This window comes from Microcoleus sp. T3_D1 (genome assembly GCF_036700405.1).
Taxonomy (GTDB): domain Bacteria; phylum Cyanobacteriota; class Cyanobacteriia; order Cyanobacteriales; family Microcoleaceae; genus Microcoleus.
The window spans coordinates 1-3,785 of record NZ_JAUBOV010000099.1 but is presented as its reverse complement, the minus strand read 5'-3'; the positions used below and the strand labels follow the sequence as shown (position 1 = coordinate 3,785).

Sequence of the window (3,785 nt, the reverse complement as noted above, 5' to 3'; positions counted from 1 at the left end):
AACGGGCATCTTGCCCGTTCATAAAAATCTATAAGCAGCGGATCAAACCACTTTTCGCGTAAGTATTAATTATCAAAACAACGCCGATTTTAGAGCTTTATTTTCAATAAATCTCAAATCGACCAAGCCCAAAACCGGAGTAGGTTCCAAAATCGGAGTTAATATCAATAATAAGCTGTAGCGAATTCAAATTTTATGTTTCACGGCGAGGCGGAAAAAGCGTCAAATCCTCTCGCCTTCTCCCCTCTCTCCTTCCCCTCGTCAGCCATAACAGGCAATGTATATGGGTAGCAACTAAAAGCGGGGCTTAGTTGCTGCCGGTAAAAGTCACTAGGGGGAACTTTGACTGAGCTTCAGTCATCGGGCGCCGTCTGCCTTCCTCTTGCCAGTAGTTGATTACTTCTGTGGCTTGGTTGAGGATTTCGACGCGATCGTTGTCAGCAATCCAGTGTTTGGCTTCGAGTTCGTTTTTGAGGTCTTCCCACGCATCTTTGCGGGGCCAGAAAAAGTAGGATGTCAGCGGGCTAGTTCCTTTGCCGACAACTTGGTCAACGGCGAGGGCCACATTCTCTTCTAGCCAGAGAACTTTTAAGATGAACTTGGACAAGCAAACCTCCAGGGTTCCGATCGAACTTGTTAAAAATTTCTACAATCGCTAAGCGTAGCACACTCTGTTCGATAATTGGTCATCGGCCATGAAAAGTTTTGTGGCGCGGCTGGTTTTAGCGCCACTCAGGGGCTGGGAACCGATAAAATTTGGGTTCTCACCGCAATACGCTTGGGCCCGAGCCCGATCCCCCCTAGCCCCCCTTAAGAAGGGGGGGACAAGAAGTTACTCTTGCGTCCCCCAACAATCAGGGGGATTGAGGGGGATCTCGCCCGGAATAAACAGTTTTAACCCAAGCGTATTGGTTCTCACGCGCCGTAGGTACAAGGATGGTTAAATTGTGAACAGAGTTATTTTAGTCTTCGACATTGACGGTGTGGTGCGGGATGTGTCCGGTTCCTATCGGCGGGCGATCGCCGATGCGGTGGAACATTTCACGGAGGGTGCTTTTCGCCCGAATTCTCTCGATATCGACTCTCTGAAGTCTGAGGGTGTGTGGAATAATGACTGGCAGGCGTCTTTCGAGTTAGTTTGCCGTTATTTTGAGGGGATTGGACGATCGAGAAACGAACTCGCTGTCAACTATGACGAATTAGTGGCTTTTTTCCAAAGTCGCTATCGCGGGCCTGATGAGAAAAATTGGACTGGTTACATTTGCGATGAACCGCTGCTGTTAAGTCCGGCTTATCTGGAAAATTTAACGGTTGGGGGCATGGTTTGGGGCTTTTTTAGCGGGGCGATGCGGGATGAAGCTGCTTATGTTTTGTCAGGGAAACTAAGTTTAAATTCCCCGGTGTTGGTGGCGATGGAAGATGCACCGGGAAAACCCGATCCGGCTGGACTTTTCGCGGCAATTGAACAGTTGGAAACTCTGCACGGTTTAGAAAAAAATTTGCCCGTGATTTACGCGGGAGATACTGTTGCGGATATTTACACGGTTGTGAGGGCGCGGGAAGTGCAACCAAACCGGGTTTGGCTGGGGGCTGGAATTTTGCCGCCTCATGTTTTGGATGATGCTGTGCGCTGTGAGGCTTATGCTGCAGGGCTGGAAAATGCGGGTGCTGCAGCGGTTTTCAGGAATGTGGAGGAGTTGACGGCTGCGCGGATTTTGGAATTAGTTCAGTAGGCCTCTTGCAAAAGTCCTTTTCATAAATTTATTGGACGGGCAAGATGCCCATCCCACAAGAGTTATTTTTTCTTGTGGGATGGGCATCTTGCCCGTCCTAGTTATTTTTGCAAGAGGTTGAGTAGGCCAGTCAGTCTGTTGGCTACGCATTCTGCACCTTATTTTATTGACAAAGAAAGGTAATTTTGTTAAAAAATTTGGCAGCTTATCCTATTGACAAGTAAATGTAGTTTTGTTACATTTATTTGTCAATTTTTGCATCTTTGAGTTGACAATATCTGCTGCTGCGGCTTAGTACAGAGTAGAGGTCAATCTCTAGGAGAATGCAACTATGTTAGTTTCGCGATCGACTGATAAACAACCTACGCTGGAAGAAACTCGGCAACTAGAAAAGCTCCAAGCCCAAATCGAGCGAGCTGTTGCTAACGGCAAGATATCTAAGCAAGAAATGGAAGACATTAAGAGAGCGATTTGTGCGGACGGCAAAGTTACTGTTGAAGAACTGGAACTATACAGAATCTTGGTGACAGATAGGATTGTTGCTGGAGATGTGGAATACGAGTTTTGATAAGAGAATTCAACGGAGGGAACGGATTTAAGGGATGAATATTGAGGAAAGAAGAAACCTGCAAGAAGAGTTTGAATTGTTCTTCAATAGTTTATTTCCTGCTAGCTTAGGATGAGATTGGGTCATTTTTGGGAGCATCCCTTTTAGGAACTATACCCCACAATCATCGGGATGCTCGCAATTTTTTATTGGCGTTTTGAGATTATTGCAAGTGCAAGAATTTGTCTAAGGCGCTGACTACAACTGGTGGCCAGCGGCGGTTATTGGCAACCCAATCGAGGTCTTTGTAGCGGGAGTCGAGGCCGATCGCTGCTACCCAATTACTCTCTGCTTCGCCGCGATTTCCTGTTTCCCAAAGACAGGCGCTGAGGGCGGCTCTCATGTCGGCAAATTGGGGGTATCTGCGGACGATGTTTTTCATGTTGCGAATTGCTTCTTTGGTTTGCCCGTTTTGATAAAGTGCGAGGGCGTGGTTGGCGCGGGCAAAGGCGTATTCGGGGGCTAATTCAAAGGCTTTGCTGTAGTCGGCAATTGCTTGTTCCCATTTTCCTAAACCTGCTTCGGCGTTGCCTCGGTTGTTGTAGGCGGCTGGATCTTGGGGGTCTAATTCTAGTACGTGATTGTAGTCGGCGATCGCCTCTTCCCAACGTCCTAAACCTTCTAAGGCGGTGCCGCGGTTTAGGTAGGGATCGGGGGCGTCGGGTGCTAGTTCGATCGCTCTTTCGTAGTCGGTAATAGCGGCTTGTAGTTTGTTTTGGCTGACTCTAGAGTTGCCTCGGTTGCTCCAAGCGGCGGCTTCTGAGGGAAATTTGTCAATGATTTGAGTCCAAAAAGTTTCGGCGGCGGGAAATTTGCCTTCATTTGTAGCTTCAAAAGCTTTTTGAACGAGTTCTCCCAATTCCTGTTGAGGATCGGTGATATCTGTTGGTTGTACTTGGGCGACTACGGGGGCGATATTTCCCAACCATACTAAGCCGGTTACAATTAATACTGTAAAAAATGTGAAAAGTGAGCGAATCATTGTTGTTGACGGTTTAAACTTTACTAAGAATATTATTAACCGAAATTGCCGGGGTTGGTTGGAAGATGTGTGAAAAGTCTCGGCGACTTAAGTCGCAGCTACACAGACAAAACCTGCCTCCGCAGGTTCGGGATTTGGTTTAGGCGGCGTAGGCGGACTTTGGTTGGGTAGTTGCGGGTTTAACTGATATCATGTCCGATCGATTGACAATAATATCCCGGCCGGGGCGGGTTTTTGAAATTGTCAATTATTGGCAGATATTGTTGGTGAACCCGCCCCTACCTGATTTTGGGCGAAGGGAAGCGGAGGGAATCGACAAACCCGCCCGACCCCACGAAAAATCCTCTTATTGATATTGCTGCAAGATGTCAGTTTTAACTGAGATATTGCACCATTCTCAATTAGCCGTAGGGGCGGGTTCGCCAACAGCCTTAAAGCTTGCAAATAGGTTCTATAAACCCGC

5 protein-coding genes are annotated in these 3,785 nt (G+C 47.5%); 2 read left to right on the top strand and 3 right to left on the bottom strand.

The genetic code is table 11. From position 1 onward, the window contains the following. Positions 1–307: 307 nt before the first annotated feature. Positions 308–619, bottom strand: coding sequence for a 30S ribosomal protein PSRP-3 (locus tag QT992_RS29435; protein ID WP_333056906.1), 312 nt, complete (start codon positions 617–619; stop codon positions 308–310). A gap of 328 nt (positions 620–947) precedes the next feature. On the opposite strand from QT992_RS29435, the gene QT992_RS29430 reads away from it, so the two are divergent. Continuing rightward, on the top strand, positions 948–1,733 hold the full coding sequence (locus QT992_RS29430) for a TIGR01548 family HAD-type hydrolase (protein WP_333342140.1): 786 nt from the start codon (positions 948–950) through the stop codon (positions 1,731–1,733). A gap of 331 nt (positions 1,734–2,064) precedes the next feature. After that, complete coding sequence (locus QT992_RS29425; protein ID WP_333143511.1) at positions 2,065–2,301, top strand: hypothetical protein; 237 nt, start codon at positions 2,065–2,067, stop codon at positions 2,299–2,301. 202 nt (positions 2,302–2,503) lie between these two features. Here the strand turns inward: QT992_RS29425 and QT992_RS29420 are convergent, their stop codons facing one another. Beyond that, on the bottom strand, positions 2,504–3,322 hold the full coding sequence (locus QT992_RS29420; protein WP_333322570.1) for a tetratricopeptide repeat protein: 819 nt from the start codon (positions 3,320–3,322) through the stop codon (positions 2,504–2,506). A 243-nt stretch (positions 3,323–3,565) separates the two neighbouring features. After that, on the bottom strand, positions 3,566–3,785 hold a 220-nt coding region (locus QT992_RS29415), incomplete at its 5' end, for a hypothetical protein (RefSeq protein WP_333378366.1).